General features: G+C 66.2%; 12 protein-coding genes. 8 read left to right on the top strand and 4 right to left on the bottom strand.

Going from position 1 to position 14,857, the window contains the following annotated elements; all coding sequences use genetic code 11:
* Nucleotides 1-77: 77 nt before the first annotated feature.
* Nucleotides 78-1,679: a serine/threonine-protein kinase gene (locus ACFQ6S_RS07410; RefSeq protein ID WP_383404739.1), complete on the top strand. Its 1,602-nt coding sequence runs from the start codon at nucleotides 78-80 to the stop codon at nucleotides 1,677-1,679.
* 65 nt (nucleotides 1,680-1,744) lie between these two features.
* On the opposite strand, the gene ACFQ6S_RS07405 is transcribed toward ACFQ6S_RS07410, so the two are convergent.
* Complete coding sequence (locus ACFQ6S_RS07405) at nucleotides 1,745-2,338, bottom strand: hypothetical protein (protein ID WP_383404737.1); 594 nt, start codon at nucleotides 2,336-2,338, stop codon at nucleotides 1,745-1,747.
* Nucleotides 2,339-2,458: 120 nt separating this feature from the next.
* Nucleotides 2,459-2,848 (bottom strand): nuclear transport factor 2 family protein, encoded by a 390-nt coding sequence (locus ACFQ6S_RS07400; protein WP_383404735.1) that lies wholly within the window; start codon nucleotides 2,846-2,848, stop codon nucleotides 2,459-2,461.
* Nucleotides 2,849-2,934: 86 nt separating this feature from the next.
* On the opposite strand from ACFQ6S_RS07400, the gene ACFQ6S_RS07395 reads away from it, so the two are divergent.
* Nucleotides 2,935-3,720: a helix-turn-helix domain-containing protein gene (locus ACFQ6S_RS07395; protein ID WP_383404733.1), complete on the top strand. Its 786-nt coding sequence runs from the start codon at nucleotides 2,935-2,937 to the stop codon at nucleotides 3,718-3,720.
* On the opposite strand, the gene rph is transcribed toward ACFQ6S_RS07395, so the two are convergent.
* Nucleotides 3,699-6,296: a rifamycin-inactivating phosphotransferase gene (rph, locus tag ACFQ6S_RS07390; protein ID WP_383406470.1), complete on the bottom strand. Its 2,598-nt coding sequence runs from the start codon at nucleotides 6,294-6,296 to the stop codon at nucleotides 3,699-3,701. The two genes, ACFQ6S_RS07395 and rph, sit on opposite strands and share 22 nt — an antisense overlap.
* Before the next feature lie 408 nt (nucleotides 6,297-6,704).
* On the opposite strand from rph, the gene ACFQ6S_RS07385 reads away from it, so the two are divergent.
* The 6 genes from ACFQ6S_RS07385 (at nucleotide 6,705) to ACFQ6S_RS07360 (ending at nucleotide 14,189) form a co-directional block, all read left to right on the top strand.
* Nucleotides 6,705-6,914: a hypothetical protein gene (locus ACFQ6S_RS07385; RefSeq protein WP_383404731.1), complete on the top strand. Its 210-nt coding sequence runs from the start codon at nucleotides 6,705-6,707 to the stop codon at nucleotides 6,912-6,914.
* Nucleotides 6,915-7,099: 185 nt separating this feature from the next.
* A complete protein-coding gene (locus ACFQ6S_RS07380) occupies nucleotides 7,100-7,342 on the top strand; it encodes a hypothetical protein (RefSeq protein ID WP_383404729.1) in 243 nt (80 codons plus the stop codon).
* Nucleotides 7,343-7,664: 322 nt separating this feature from the next.
* Nucleotides 7,665-8,180 (top strand): hypothetical protein, encoded by a 516-nt coding sequence (locus tag ACFQ6S_RS07375; RefSeq protein ID WP_383404727.1) that lies wholly within the window; start codon nucleotides 7,665-7,667, stop codon nucleotides 8,178-8,180.
* Between the two features lie 12 nt (nucleotides 8,181-8,192).
* On the top strand, nucleotides 8,193-9,209 hold the full coding sequence (locus tag ACFQ6S_RS07370; protein WP_383404725.1) for a hypothetical protein: 1,017 nt from the start codon (nucleotides 8,193-8,195) through the stop codon (nucleotides 9,207-9,209).
* Nucleotides 9,210-9,415: 206 nt separating this feature from the next.
* The gene (locus tag ACFQ6S_RS07365; protein ID WP_383404723.1) at nucleotides 9,416-9,700 is read left to right on the top strand and encodes a hypothetical protein; all 285 of its coding nucleotides are present in this window, start codon (nucleotides 9,416-9,418) and stop codon (nucleotides 9,698-9,700) included.
* 19 nt (nucleotides 9,701-9,719) lie between these two features.
* A complete protein-coding gene (locus tag ACFQ6S_RS07360) occupies nucleotides 9,720-14,189 on the top strand; it encodes a hypothetical protein (RefSeq protein WP_383404721.1) in 4,470 nt (1,489 codons plus the stop codon).
* Nucleotides 14,190-14,256: 67 nt separating this feature from the next.
* On the opposite strand, the gene ACFQ6S_RS07355 is transcribed toward ACFQ6S_RS07360, so the two are convergent.
* A complete protein-coding gene (locus tag ACFQ6S_RS07355) occupies nucleotides 14,257-14,841 on the bottom strand; it encodes an SMI1/KNR4 family protein (protein ID WP_383404719.1) in 585 nt (194 codons plus the stop codon).
* Nucleotides 14,842-14,857: the final 16 nt, after the last annotated feature.

The raw sequence follows: 14,857 nt of genomic DNA, 5'->3' as shown, positions 1-14,857 counted from the left end.
GAATGCCGGGCGGAGCCGCATGCTCCCCGCCCGCGGTGTCCCGCCCTGCTGCGGCCCGAGTACCGCCCGGAGAGAACATGAGGCGTCTGGAACCCGGGGACCCGCCGGCGATCGGTGGCTACCCGCTGCTGGCCGTGCTCGGTGCCGGGGGCATGGGGCAGGTGTTCCTTTCCCGCACAGCGTCCGGGCGGCCGTTGGCGCTGAAGACGCTGCGGCCCGAGTTCGGGCTCGACCCTGGCTTCGAGGAGCGGTTCGCCCGCGAGATCGCCAGCAGCGACCGGGCGCGTTCCGCCTGGACGGTCCCGGTCGTCGACTACAGCCCTCCAGGGCAGAAGCCGCAGTGGCTGGCCACCGAGTACGCTCCCGCGCCGTCACTCGCCGATTGGGTGGAGCACAACGGCCCGCTGCCCGAGCCGCTCCTTCGGGCCCTGGCAGCGGAACTCGCCGAGGGGCTGCGGGCGGTGCACCGGGCAGGCTTCGCCCACCGTGACGTGAAGCCGTCCAATGTGCTGCTGGCCCGCCGTCACCCCCTGCTCATCGACTTCGGCATCGCGCGTGCCGCCGACGACACCCGGCACACCAGGACCGGTGGCGTGATCGGCTCGCCGGGTTACATGGCACCGGAGCAGGCGGCCGGAGGGATCTCGGCCGAGCCCGGCGATGTCTTCTCCTTGGGTGCGACGCTGGCGTACGCCGCCACCGGCAACGGTCCCTTTCTGCAGCCGGGCGAGATTCCGTCGGCGGCGCAGTTGCTCTACCGGATCGTGCACGAGGAGCCGGCGCTCGACGGCGTGCCGCCCGCGCTGGCGCCGCTGCTGGCCGCCTGCCTGCACAAGTCGGCGCAGGCCCGGCCCACCGCGGACGAGTTGATGGAGCGGATCGGCGCCGCTCCCGGCAGCTGGACAGCCGCACTACCAGCGGAGCTCTCGGCGGACATCGCCGCGAAGGAAGCCGAATTGCAAGCGTTGTTGCAACGTACGGCGCCCTTGCCTCCGCCCCCGCACCAGGCACCACCGACCGGGTTCGGGCCGCCCGTCGCCTACGTCGAGCCGTCCGCCGTACACGTGCGCCCTCCAGCCCTTCCACCCGCACCCGCAAGCCTTGCTCGGCGATCGGCGCGGCTGCGTACGGCTGTCGGTGTCGTCGCGGGTGTCGTGGCGACCGTGGTCGTCGTGGCCCTGGCTTGGCCGGACGGCGGCGATGGCCGTACGGACGGTTCCGGGCGTACGTCACCGCCGCCGTCCCCTTCCCCGTCTTCCTCGCGTTCGACCACGTCGGAAGCCTTGCCTTCCTCCTGGGTGGGCACCTGGAAGGGAACGGGGCCCGGCAGCGCCTCCGGCGACGGTGTCGTCAACGCACGCACGACCAAGGTGTCCGTGACCGTCACGCTTCACGCTGCAGCCCGGGGCGGCATCGTCGGCCGACAGATCAGCCACGTGATCGACGCCGGCAGCGGCCGGGACATCGGGTGCACCGAGACACTGCGCCTGCAGGAAACGCACGCAACATCCATGGTCTTCGAAGCCGCCACGAGCACTCCCACGGACCCGTCCACCGGCGTGGTGTGCATGCCGGGCAACATCTACACCCTGACGAAAGCCGGCGCCGACACCCTGAAACTGGGCGACGAGGGCAGCCAGACGGCGGGTTCGCCGGCGCGGTTGACGCGCTCGTCCTGAGTGGCGCGGGGCTGGGACCTCGTGGAAGACGCCAAGGTGCACAAGGATCTAGACGGATGGGCTGTTCAGTGGCCGTACGGCGGCTCGAAGCAGCCTGTCTCCGGGTACGGGCCGTTGGTCTCCACCTCGTAGTTGGATTTCTGCACGAACGCCGAGACGCACGCGTCGTCATGGACGCGCAGGGCGACCAACGCTCCCTCGGGTGTGACGTAACCGTCGTTCTCGTAGCGCGAGAACATCTCCCGGACGGTGAGCGTCCCGCCGAGCCGCTTACCGTCCTTCGTAATGCGTTCCTCCTCGTAGCCGAGCCGTAGCAGGGCCGAGCGCACTGCCGAGGGTTCCCACTGCCGCTGCTCCCACAGTCGCTTGAGCACCGGCCTGATGCGCTCGGCCTCCCGCTCGGCGTCCTTCGCATGCGCGGGGGACATGTCGCCGGACTGCCGATAGGCGTTGTTCTCGTTGTAGTGCGGGGCGCCGTCACCGGCCCCCGGCTCCACGTACGGTGAAGCTCCCGGGCCGCTCGCCGAGGCGCTGGGCCTGGCCCCGGCCGTCGACTCCGGGGCGCGTTCCTTACCGCAGGCAGCGAGGGTCAGTGCACCCGTGAGCACCAGGCCGGTACCGGCAAAAGCCCTGAGGCGGGCGGACGTTGAGAAGGACATGGGGTGAGTCTGCCATTCGGACCGACTGCCCGGGTGGGCTGTTTCGCGGGCGAGGAGTGAGTACGCGTACTCACGACCCGAGTCTCATCAGCCGCAGGAGGAGCTCTGGCTCAGAGGCTGTCAGCGCCCAGCAGGCTCCCACCACAGCAGATTGGCGGCCGCCTGGGCCACCGGCTCGATGATCTCCCAGCATTCGGCGACCAGCCCCTCGTCGATTCGGAAGATATCGACGACCGCGACCTCCGGCCCGCCATCGGGGAGCCGTCGTCGCGAGTGCATCACGACATGATCACCGTCGGCCAGGAGGTGGTGGATGTCGACCCGCATATCGGCGAGTGGAATGAGCGCCGCCTGTATGGCGGTGAGCCATTCCGTTTTGGTCGAGGTGGTCGAGTCCGGCCTGTGATGGACGAAGTCATCGCTCAGCAACGGCTCGAGCGCGTCGACGCTGCCCGTTTCGATCAGTTCCGTCAGTGCCCGCTGAACGATGTTCTTGTTGTCTGTGGTCATGGACGCAGTGTTTCCGCGCCCGCAACGATTGTCGATGAAATCGCATTTCATGGCGTACGGCTCCACGATGAGTACGCTCGACGACCATGCACACAGTCGGGGACCTCTTGCGGCAGTGGCGGCATCGACGACGACTCAGCCAACTCGATCTGGCGATCGCGGCCGACGTCTCGGCTCGCCACGTCAGCCTGGTCGAGACGGGCAAGTCCAACCCGAGCGCCGACATGGTGCTCCGGCTCGCGGACCAGCTCGATGTGCCGTTGCGTGATCGCAACCAGCTGCTGCTCGCGGCCGGCTTCGCACCCCGGTACGCCGAACGGCCACTCGACGACGACGCGCTGTCGGCGGCCCGGGATGCGGTCGAGAGGGTGCTTCGCGCCCATGAGCCGTACCCTGCGGTGGCCTTCGATCGCCGGTGGAACATCGTGATGACCAACCGCGCGATCGAGCCGTTCTTCGCGGACGTCCATCCCGACCTGCTACGACCCCCCATCAACTTGGTGCGGTTGGGACTGGACCCGCGCGGATTCGCGCCTCTGGTCGTCAATCTGGACGACGTGCGTGTGGTGTTCCGCTCCCGAATCAGGCGTCAGCTCGCCATTGCTCCCGACGTTGAACTCACGGCGATCTATCAGGAACTGCTGGAGCCCAACTCCGAGGACGTGTCGAGGCGATCGGTCGAATCCGATGTCGTGATCCCGATGATTCTTCGCTTCGGCGGACGAGAGCTGCGGCTGTTCTCGACCATCACCACTTTCGGTACTCCGATGGACATCACGCTGGACGAGGTCGCGATCGAGTCGTACTACCCGGCGGACGCGGAGAGCGCCGCCTACTTCGAGGAGGCCGGTCAAGGCAGGATCTCGACGTAGCCGTCGGTTCCGTGCACGCGGATCCGCTGCCCGTCCCGGATCAGTCGGGTGGCCTGCTCCACGCCCACGACGGCCGGCAAGCCGTACTCCCGGGCGATCACTGCGCCATGGGTCATCAGACCGCCCACCTCCGTCACCAGACCCGCGATTCCGACGAACAACGGCGACCAACTCGGGTCCGTGAAAGGCGTGACCAGGATGTCGCCCGCTTCGAGATCGGCCTCCGCCATGTCAAGAATGACGCGGGCCCGTCCCTCGACGGTCCCGGCGGAAACCGCCAGGCCGACCAGGGCACCGGCCGGCACGTCGTCGCGCCGGTACGCCCCGGTGACGGCCTCACCGTCCGAAGTGAGCACCCGGGGCGGTGTGAGCGCGTGATACGACCGGAACGCTTCCTTGCGCTGCTGGATGAGCTGGTCATCCACCTGGTTCGAGCGTACGGCGTCGTGGAACTCCTGGAATGTGAGGTAGAAGGCGTCCTCCCGCTCAGGAAGCACATTGGCCTGCACGAGGCGCTCGGCCTCCTCCAGCAGGGCCTGCTTGTAGACGAAGTAGCGGCTGATGATGCCGTACTTCGGGTACTCCCGGTACCCGATGAAGGTGCGGACCCTGTCGATCATGCGCTTGGTCTCGTCGGCTTTCCGGTCCCCGTCCGGCAGGGCCCGCAAGCGTGACAGCACGTCCTGTTCCTTCTTCTGCGCCTTCTGCCGACCCTGCTCGAAGCGCCGCTCGGCGGCGCCTGGCTCGAAGTTCCTGACGTTGTCGAGGATCACGGGCACGAGCGTGGTGGGGCCCTCGCGCCAACGTGGCCTCGTGATGTCGATCTCGCCGACGCAGCGCATGCCGTACTGGTCGAGGTAGGCCTCGATGGCGTCGCGCGCCTCGGTTCCGCCCGCGAGCTTCGGCAGTTCGTCCAGGAAGCCCTCGTCCTCGACGCCCTGCAGGAACGTCACCACCTCCGGATGCGGGCGGATCACGTCCGCGACGTCGAGCAGCGCCAGTCCCATCTCCGACGTGACGTTGTCGGGGGCGGAGAGGGTGAGCGTGTCAGCCGCGTTCTTCTCGCCCAGCCACTCCTGCAGTTGGTCGTTGAGCCACCACGTGGCCTCCATCCCCGCCATGATCGCCTGCATACTCAGCCGATCACCGAGGACTCGCTTGTGCTCCTCGAAGGCCTCCAGCAGGAAGTCGAACAGCGCCGGTCCGCTCTTCGTCCGGATGCCGCGCTCCAGAGCGGCGATGGACACCTGGCTGCGCTCGATCAGCTCGGTGACGATGGCCGGATCGGTCTCGATCGGGGCGGACGCACCGCCGGCCGGCGGCCCGCCGGGCCCTGCGTCCGGGAGCGACTGGACGAATTCATCCCGGTCGAGGACGGTCTCCAGCGCATCCCTGATCAGCGGATCGCCCTTCCCCAGGGCCTCCAGCAGGCCGGCGCGGCTCGCGGGTGAGGCCAGGCGTCGGGTGACGTCGACGAACAGCCTCCCGCCGGCCTCGTGCATCGGCACCATCGCCGTCAGCTGCCACATGGAGAACCCGAGGGGCTTCATGGGGTCGGTCATCATCTGCCCATGACCGACGGAGACGTAGACGTGATTGTCCTGGTCGCCGGACTCGGGAATGGGGAACAGCGTCGTGATCGGTCTGCTCTGAACGACCCGGAAGCCGTCATCGACCAGGCACCATTCGATGTCCTGCGGGCGGCCGAAGTGCGCTTCGATCCGCCGCCCGAGCTGCACGAGTCGCACGACCTGAGCATCCGTCAGCGCCGGTTGCTCCTGCCGCTGCGAGTCGATCGCCACTTCCTGCGTGCCACCGCCCGACAGGGGCTGAACGGCACGCTGTTTGGCGGCGATCGCCTTGGCGACGACCTCGCCGTCCCGCACCTTGAAGACGTCCGGGTTGACCAGGCCGGAGACCAGGGCCTCGCCGAGGCCGAAGCCCGCGTCGACGGTGGAGACCTTGCGGTTGCCCGTGACGGGGTCGGCCGTGAACAGGATGCCGGACGCGTGCGGGATCACCATCTGCTGCACGACCACGGCCATGTGGACCGTACGGTGGTCGATGCCGTTCCGCTGGCGGTAGGTCACTGCCCGCTCGGTGAACTGCGAGGCCCAACACCGGCTTACGTGCTGGAGAATCGCCGTCGGCCCCACGACATTCAGGTACGTGTCCTGCTGACCGGCGAAGGAGGCCGTCGGCAGGTCCTCCGCGGTCGCGCTGGATCGGACGGCGTACGCGGCCTGCTCGCCGTGCTGGGCGAGCGCTCGGGTGATCGCCGCCGCGAGATCGCCCGGGATGGCGATCGCCTCGATGGTTTGACGAATCTGCGCGCTGAGCGTGCGGATCGCCTCACGGTCGTCCGCGCTCAGGCGCGACAGCTGATCGAGCTGATCGTCAAGCGAAGGTGCTTCCGCCATGATCCGCCGGAAGGCGTCCGTCGTCACGCAGAAGCCGGCCGGCACGCGGATGCCCTCGATCCGCGACAGCCCGCCCAGGTGTGCGCCCTTGCCGCCGACGACCGCGACCTGCGTCTCGTCAACCTCTTGAAGATCCAGCACGTACTGCTCAATCATTGCGATACCTCCGAGGCGGCGGTGCTCCGTCGCACTGCGGTGGCCGATCGAATCACCGGCGCCTCCAAATCTGTCGAACCTGTTGTCGGGCACGTCCTCGTCCCTGATTGCCTTCCCGCCGACGAGTCGGGTGGCGCGCGTCCCCGCATCTCCGCGCCGAGCACCCGCACTCCCTCTATTTCCGCAGGTTGTGGCATCGGCCGACGATTCTGCGGCATGACCCGGGTCTTGCGGCAAGCCCCCCAACGCGCTATAAGTTGAGAGTGGCAGGGAGAGAGCTCTCCTTGCCTTTCCTTTTGCCGTCCGACGGAACTGGTGGTTCCACGTTCGCGTAACCATCGCTGCAGGTGGGTGTAGTGGTAGCCCCAGTCAGCCCTCACCGGCTCGGTCCGTGGACCACCTCACACCGTGACTGCCCTTTGCGGAAGCGGACATGGTGGCCTGATCACGGCCCGCAGGGCCGAACTGGAGGCACTCGTTCTCGCCGAGGTCTTCGGTGAGCTGGGCACCTCCTTGGAGCCGGTCCGTTCGGAGGCGATGCGTTCGAAGCTGAACCGGCTGGCTCAGCGAGGCTTGCTGCGCAAGCTCGCGGGCGGGCAGTTCACGACCACACTGTGAACGTCAGCGGGCGCGACGGCCCTCGCGCCGTGGCCTTAACGTACGTGTCCCCGGCGGCAGTTGATGTTGTATGCGGAACAAGACCAGCTCCGCAAGGGGCACTGAGAGGGCTGCTCACCACTCAAGTCCTACCCTGTCCGCGGCCCCCTGGCTTTCCTCGACGGCTTGCTGCCTCCGCGATCACGGTGCGCCACTACAACCGCCGCAACCTCAGCGGAAATCACCCGGCCCAGGACCTGCTCTTCCGCGTGCTCACCGACGACCAGGGCCGACGCCTGTGGCTGTCCGCAGCCCGGGACGCTTCTCGCAGATCACCAGCGCCCCGCTGCAACAAGCTCGTCGAACGCCTGCGCACCCACGATCTGGGCGGCATCGGCGACCTAGGCTTCACCGGCCTGGACGACGACCCGGGCAACCCGTGGTCATAGCCGGTTACATGGCCGCCCGTCCTAAGCCCCTCACCACGGCGAAGAAGTAGGCCAACAAGCCAGGCCAGTTACCCACGACCAGCACGAGCGCAAGATTGCCGACATACACCAGCCCCAACGACGTGGGGATTCGAAGTCGGTGAATGTTCAGTGAAGAGCATCGAGGCCGAAACCGGCCGCGACTATCACCGACCTCCACGGCCGCTCGGTCGCCTACCCGTGACGAGCCCAGACAGGTCTCGATCATGCAACTTTCATGGTCATGACACCCACTCAGGTGTGAAGATCCTCCTCGCACAAATGATCTACCGATGGAGATGTGATGAGGAGTATCCACTTCACGAAGAAGATGGCCGCCTGCGCTACGTCCTTCGCGGCCGTGGCGGCTGTGATGGCGACCGCCGGTCCGGCACATGCGGCGGAGTACAAGGTCACCGACAACTGCGACGTCCCATGGATCAGCTGCTCGTACGGTGATCTGTGGCTGTTCTACAACTCGAAGGAAATTGCCGTTCAGGACGGCTACTACAAGTCGGCGTTCGCGGCGTTCTACAGCAACGTGTCCGACCACTGGGGTACGAGCCAGTACCAGGGATCGTCACTGACGACCTACCGGTACGTCTTCGGCAACGGCGGCAACGGCAACGGCCAGTACATGAAGAACAATGCGGCGTCCGTGCAGAACTGCGCCCGGGACGACAACTACCGCGTGTATTTCAACTCCGGCTTCGGCGGCACCTCTCAGTACTTCGAGAAGAACGGCCCCTACGGGGACTGCAACATCACCAACCTGATCTCCGCCCTGAAGAACAACAACGCGTCCTCCCACTTCGCTTAAGAAGGAACTCCCGTGAAGCACATCAAGCGGACAGCCACCGCAGTAGCCCTGACCGCTTCAGCTCTGCTGGTCAGTGCCTGCTCCTCCGGCACGGCTCCTGAGACCACGGAGAACGCGGCCGACGGCAGACCGATCGTGAACAAGGACAACTGGCCCGAGAAGATACCCACCAGTGGCCTGACCAAGGACCTGTCCCTTCCGTTGGAGGCGTACATGGCCTCCTACGAGGACCAGGTCACCCTCGAGCAGGCCGCCAGCGATCTTCAGCAGTCCTGTATGAAGGACTACGGCATCAACCTGACGCTGCCGCGAGCGGGTGCCAACCCGCCGCCCAGTGACAACGACGCGAACATCGAACGCCGTTATGGCCTCACCGACCGGGCGGAGGCCGAGAAGTACGGCTACGAGCTCCCCCCGCCGCTGCAGGAGCACACCGAGCAGACCATGCGTGATCTGTCCGGTGTCGAGGTCGAGGTCCTGACCGGCCACACCAAGCCCGAACTGCCCAAGGCTCCCGAGGGAGTCAAGGCCGGAGCGGCGTTCGCCAGTCCTGGCCAGGGCATGAAGCCCGCTCGGGCGGAGTACAACGGAAAGAAGTTGAAGACGGGCGGCTGCATCGGCTGGTCCAAGGGTCAACTCGGCGTGCAGGAAGCCGACCCGGTCGCCGTGGCGCAGCTCGCCGGGGACAGCCTGGTGCAGTCGATGAAGGACGACAAGGTCATCAAGGCCATCGCCGCGTGGTCCTCGTGCATGGACGGCAACGGGCACGCGGGACTGGCCGATCCGTACAAGGCGATGGATCAGGGGGTCACCAACGATGGGAAGCCGTCGCAGGAGTCCATCGCACTGGCGGTCGCCGACATCGACTGCAAGGACCAGACGGATCTGGTGAAGATCTGGTTCGGTGTGGAGACTGCGATCCAGAACAAGCAGATCGCCGACAACAAGAGCCAGCTGACCGGCATCAAGGAGCAGCACGGCAAGGAAATCGCTGCCGCGCGCAAGCAGATGACGACCTCCGCCCAGTGAAGGCTGGTGCAGGAGTGCCCGGACCGTGGATGGTCCGGGCACTGAGCCTGATGGCGGCGGGTGTGCTGGCCGCCGGGTGTACGGACGGCGCCGCTGACAGGGCCCCCGCGTCGCAGCGGCCGGTGACTCCCAGCGCTGAGCAGAGCAGTCCGCAGGCGCGTCCATCGCCCGTGCCTTCGGTGCACTCCGAAGGACGTACGCGTGTCTTGGAGTACGGAGACCTGGTCGTGCGTGCCACACCGGAAAGCAGCGGTGTGCGTACCGAGATCAAGGTCGCCAATTCCTACGAGCGGAATGCGACGTATTCGGTCCAAATCAGCATCGCTGACGGTGAGGGCTGGACCGCGCACAACCGGTTCTGGCTTCAGGATGTCCCTCCGGGCAAAACCGGCAGGGACGATGCGGTGATCGGCTCGAAAGACATGGGTCCGGTTCCGCAGATTCCGAAGATTTACGTCGACGAGTTCACTCCCCTCGTCGACCAAAAATAGAAGAGGGAACACCAACGCTGTGCGTATAAGACAGAGCAAGCGCGCGGTGGTGATAGCGGCAGCGACTGCGCTTCTCACCTCGTTGCTGTCCATCTCCGCGCAGGCACAGGGACCTGAGGTCCCCGACAACGCCGTTCAAGGCGGCAAGAGCCTGCCGAAAGCCACGAGCAAGCCCCGCGAGGTCGGCAAGAAGGACCGCGCCGCCGTTCTGGGAAGTGGCCACTCTTCCTCCAAGGACACGGCCCTGTCCACTTCCGGCGACGGCGCGGGCTTCCATGTCCTTACGGGCAAGGAGAAGGACGGCTACAAGTTCACCACCGTAGCCACTCTCCGCGAAGACGGATTCGACGCGGACAGCTGGATCGGCAACGCATGCGTGACTGGATCCGGGAAGTACGCGGCCATCGCCTACGCACCCCGGACGTTCACCAACAACCCCGAGCTGATGGTGCGCGGCGCGTTCACGGCCGTCGTCGACCTGGGCAGCGGCAAGGTCACCAAACTGCCGTTCACCGCGTCGCTGGCCTACTTCTCTCCGGGCTGCGGCACCGGTGACGATGTGGTGTTCACCCAGCTGACCCACGACGGTGACGAGGAACAGAAGACCCGTCTGATCACCGTGGACGCGGCCACCGGCAAGCAGACCCAGCCGGTCGCCTTCCCCGGTCAGATCACGTCAGCCGTCCCGACCCGGCACGGCATCGTGGCCGGCCACGGCAACAAGCTCGTCCGCATCAACGGTCACAAGGAAACCGTCCTCGCCGAGACGAAGCATGTGCCGTTCCAGATCGCGGCTGACAGCGGCGACGGCGTGACCTTCATCGACCGGGAAGCCGACACAAGGAAGACCAAGGCGAAGTCCTGGGCCAAGCACTTGGACGCCACGCAGGTCAAGGGCAAGAAGACCAGCCCGAAGACGGTGGCTGAAGGAAAACTCACCGACTGGGACCTGTCTGCCACCCCTGGCGGCACGGTGTTCCTCACGGGTAAGGCCAAGAACAAAGGGACCCTGCCGGGAGCGGTGAAGAACCCTGGGCACCTCGCCAAGGGTGCCCGCATGTCGAGTCTGGGCCACGCGGGTGTGTCCACCTCGTGGGCGGACGGCAAGACCAGCCTGATCACACCCGAGGACGCCAAGCAGGTCCGTGATGCGCGGATCACTCTGGACGTGGTCGCCACCGGTAAGCGCACCGAGTTGGACGCCACACCTCAGCTGTCCGCCGAGCGGGCCGAGGCCGGAAGCCGACTCTCCCCGGCGCTGGGCATCCCGACGGGGAAGGAGTCGTCCGCGAAGCCGTCGGTCAGCGGTGACAGCGACGGGCTGTCGACGCAGACGATGCGCACCCAGGCTCTGCCGGCGTCGGCGACCGGTCCGAGCGAGGGCACTGATGAGCGCTACTGCGCGGTGGCCCGCAACGATGTCAAGAAGCAGGCATTCCAGCCCACTCCCCGACAGGTGGAATGGGCCGTGGACCAAGCCGTCGTCGGTGAGCTGAACTTCTACCGCTCGCCGAACTGGAAGAACACCGGCATGGGCGGCTACCAGCCTCAGGGCCTGTTCCCGCCGATCGTGCTGGCCGGCGACCCCAACGGCACCCTCGACAACGAGGACCCCGACGTCACCGACCGCTGGCACGTACCCTCGCAGGTGATGCTCGGCGTCACCGCGCAGGAATCCAACATGTGGCAGGCCACCCGGTTCGCTGTTCCCGGTGTCACCTCCAACAGCCTCATCGGCAACTACTACGGCACCCAGTACACCTCGGACGGTACTCAGGCCGACCCGTGGCGCATCAACTTCTCCGAGGCCGACTGCGGTTACGGCATCACCCAGGCCACCGACGGCATGCGGCTGGCGGGCAAGGAGAAGGACGGTGAGACGGCTCTGTCCGCGCTCACCCAGGAGGCCGTCGCGCTGGACTACACCGCCAACATCGCCTACGGCGCGCAGATCCTCTCCGACAAGTGGAACCAGACCTACCGGGCCGGCATGAAGGTCAACGACGGCCACCCGCAGTGGATCGAGAACTGGTTCTTCGCCCTGTGGGCGTACAACTCCGGCTTCTACGAGACGGCCGACTCCGGCGGGCACAAGGGGCTGGGCTGGACCAACAACCCGGCCAACCCGTTGTGGAAGGCCAACCGGATCCCCTTCCTGCAACACGCCACGGACCCGTCCAAGGACGACTACAGCCACGCTGCGCACCCGCAGGACTGGCCTTATGAGGAGAAGGTCCTCGGCTGGGCCGCTCGCCCGATCTCGGCGATGTTCGCCCCGGGCGACTTCAAGCCGGGCTACCTGGCCGCTTGGTGGAACACCAACGCGTCCCGCAGTGCCGTCAAACCGCCGGTCGACCTGTTCTGCGACGCTTCCAACAACTGCGATGCGTCCAAGATCGGCGACAACGACTCCAACGATCCCGGCATGGGTGCCTGCCAGCTTGATGCGGGTGACTCCGACACCAACCCGCACTGGCTGCACTGCTGGTGGGACAAGTCGGCCGAGTGGAAAGAGTGCGACCGGTTGGCCGAGTGTGGCCACCAGGTCCACCGCTTCAACACGTCGTATCCGGAACAGGCGGACGCCAACTCCTACCCGCCGCGCTGCAGTAGCGGCCTGCCGTCGAACGCGCTGATCGTGGACGATGTGCAGGGCGGCACCACGCCGGCAGGATCCGCTTCACGCGGATGCGGGGCGGTGCAGTCGGACGGCACGTTCACCCTCACGTATCAGCCCTCCGACATCATCGATGCCGAAACCGGGCAAACGGTCACCACCTACCCCGGCAAAATCGACACCCACCAGATCGGCGCGGCGTACGGCAACCACTTCTGGTTCACCCATACCCGTTCCCCCGAATCCTTCCCGGCGCCCGGCGACCGGATGAAGGTGACCGGCACCTGGAAGCTCGGCCAGAAGATCACCGAGCACAGCGGCCAGGCCAAGGTCTACGCGCACATACCGGACCACGGGGCGCAGACCTCCAAGGCCGAATACCGCATCAAGCACGCACACGGCACCACCGTCAAGGCGATCTCCCAGGACGCCAACCAGTCCAACAAGTGGGTCGACCTGGGCGCCTACCAGTTCAACGACACCGTTCCAGAGGTCAGCCTGGACAACTTCAACGGCGGCGACGGCTCCAAGGACATCGCTTACGATGCCATCGCCTTTGTGCCCGGGGACTACGACGGTCTGAACGACATCATCTTCCCCGAGGCGGACCCGAACGCGCCCGACGTCGACTTCGTGGCCGCTCAGGACGCCAAGGAAGTCCCGGCGGGCGCCGCTCTGAGGGCTTCGGCGGCCGCTGAGCCGGGGAGCCAGACATGCGCGACCGGTCGCGACGGGATCAGATGGTGTGGCTCCTACGTCCCGATGGACAAGGAGACGGCCAAATCCTCGAACACGCTCAGGAGCGCCGCTGCTGCGGCGGCTGTGGGCCCCGTCGGATGGTGCGCGAACGTCAACGGCGGTGCCATGCAGACCAGGACGGAAGGATGTCTGCGAGGCCTGCTTCCGCTGACTGCGACACGCGACGGCGTCCCCGTCGGTAACGCGACCATGAAGGTCATCCAGGAGATCAACCTCAATCCCAAGTCCAACGAGTTCACCACGTGGACCGAACTGTCTCTGGTCAACATGACGGGGCTCACCTCCACCACGCTCACATCGTTCGCGGAGGACTGTTGGCCGACCGGGGACTGCACCGAGAGCACCGGCCCTTGGATCGGCAGCACCACCTGGACCCCCGGTGACGCGCACGTCGCCACCCGGACCAACACCTACACCTGGAACAAGACGACCGGAGGCGAATCGAAGCTGGACTTCACCTGGGACACCACCTGGTCCACACCCAGCGCCGGAGTTCAGGCCGTCCCGAAGTGGAGCAACGGCGCCTTCGATGTCCGCTGCGACAACAAGGTGGGCGGCAACACCGGATGCGTGTTCCCCAAGTACACTCCGACGCTTCCGATGAACACGAAGAAGTACCCGGCCGCTGCCGCGTACTACTGGGTGATCATGGAGAAGCTGGCCTCCCACCCCGGTAGCGAGCAGCACAACAAGCCGCTGCACCGCCTGGCGGATGACACGAAGGCAAAGGAAAACCGGGGGAAGATGTGCGAGCTCGCGGTCGCGGAGTGGAACCCCCACCCGAACGCGGACGGCACCAGCTGCGACGAGTACCCGTTTGCGAAATCCCGTGAGAGCGGGGGGATGACGCTGGCCTCGGGCAAGTACTGCGCGCAGTTCTACGCCGACAAGCAATCCGACGGCAGCTGGATGTTGGAACTCGACAACAATTACCCGTATCCGTCATGGAACGAGATCTGCGGCCGCGCCGCAGTCCCGGTCACGCAGAACACCAATGCCGGTGGCGACCTTGGGCGGTTCACGTCCGAGATCCGCCTGCTCGACAATGACGCGTACTTCGTCCAGACCGGGTTCGAGTACTGCGACATCAAGTCGGTCTGCAACATCAGCTGACAGCGGGACCCAAAGCTAAGCGTCCTGCCGGATCATGGCGATCCGGCAGGACGCTTCGTTTCGTGGGTCAGCTCGTGACCCACTCCAGCATGCGCCCTTCGTGGACCGAGGGGCGACGACGCGTGGTCGGTAGCGGCAGCGATTCCTCCACCGCGTTGCACAGGTCAGTCAGCATCACGGTCATGGACGGCCAGAGCGGCAGGTACTCGGGATCGCCGAACGAGATCTCGCCGACTTCTCCGTCGTGGCCGGTACGGTGGTCGACGAACAGCAGATCACCTGTGAGGCTCTGAGCAAAGGGAACCCACTGGGCGTGTGCGGTGCGCCCGACCACTTCTTCCTCGTAACCTTCCTCGACCGCCTCGTGCGCCATGGCGGAAAGGTTCTGATGCCATTCCAGGATTCCTTCGGTATCCAGAAGGCTGTACCCGAGAAGAAAGGCGCCGGGTGCCGTGCTGGACCTGCGCGGTGTGACACCGTTGTGTTCCGAGAGGAGCGACTTCAGTTCGCCGTGGAGCGGGAAACCGACGCGGCTCTCCAGCCTGGATACATCATCGTCTGATGCTCCTGGGCGGAGCGCGGAATAATCGCCCGGCGCGTTCCGTCGAAGCCACTCTTCGAATCGGCGCCACAGTTCCTGCATGTTGTGCATCCCGTCCAATGTGGTT

Source organism: Streptomyces sp. NPDC056479 (assembly GCF_042795335.1).
Lineage (GTDB): Bacteria > Actinomycetota > Actinomycetes > Streptomycetales > Streptomycetaceae > Streptomyces.
Note: the sequence above shows the minus strand (reverse complement) of the source record. Positions and strands in the feature narration are given on the sequence as shown.

Bases quoted from the DNA above. Each gene is read 5' to 3' on its own strand.
- ACFQ6S_RS07410 (WP_383404739.1), top strand. From the start codon at position 78: ATGAGGCGTCTGGAACCCGGGGACCCGCCGGCGATCGGTGGCTACCCG.
- ACFQ6S_RS07405 (WP_383404737.1), bottom strand. From the start codon at position 2,338: ATGTCCTTCTCAACGTCCGCCCGCCTCAGGGCTTTTGCCGGTACCGGC.
- ACFQ6S_RS07400 (WP_383404735.1), bottom strand. From the start codon at position 2,848: ATGACCACAGACAACAAGAACATCGTTCAGCGGGCACTGACGGAACTG.
- ACFQ6S_RS07395 (WP_383404733.1), top strand. From the start codon at position 2,935: ATGCACACAGTCGGGGACCTCTTGCGGCAGTGGCGGCATCGACGACGA.
- rph (WP_383406470.1), bottom strand. From the start codon at position 6,296: ATGATTGAGCAGTACGTGCTGGATCTTCAAGAGGTTGACGAGACGCAG.
- ACFQ6S_RS07375 (WP_383404727.1), top strand. From the start codon at position 7,665: ATGAGGAGTATCCACTTCACGAAGAAGATGGCCGCCTGCGCTACGTCC.
- ACFQ6S_RS07355 (WP_383404719.1), bottom strand. From the start codon at position 14,841: ATGCACAACATGCAGGAACTGTGGCGCCGATTCGAAGAGTGGCTTCGA.